At 29.1% G+C, this 261-nt stretch carries 1 pseudogene; it reads left to right on the top strand.

Annotated features, from left to right (window positions below):
• A pseudogene (locus ON15_RS11615) lies at positions 1–126 on the top strand (IS30 family transposase); the annotation flags it as partial.
• Positions 127–261: the final 135 nt, after the last annotated feature.

Genomic DNA, 261 nt, shown 5'->3' with positions numbered 1-261 from the left:
CTAGATAACAAGACAAACGATGAAATCCAGGAAATAGTCAACAAATTAAATTTTCGTCCCAAAAAATGTTTGGGTTGGCGAACACCATATGAGGTCTATTTTAGTAAAGTGTTGCATTTAATTTGACAATTCAAGGTATTTAAAAAAATGGGCACTCGGTCAGAAAATATTTCTATCAGTACCAAGTATTATAGAACTTAAAAAAAAGCTTTATTGGTCATTATATTGATCAATAAAGCTTTTTTTACTGTTTTTGTTTAG

This window comes from Liquorilactobacillus vini DSM 20605 (assembly GCF_000255495.1).
Taxonomy (GTDB): domain Bacteria; phylum Bacillota; class Bacilli; order Lactobacillales; family Lactobacillaceae; genus Liquorilactobacillus; species Liquorilactobacillus vini.
The sequence above is the reverse complement of the archived record's forward strand: the minus strand, read 5'-3'. Positions and strand labels throughout refer to the sequence as shown.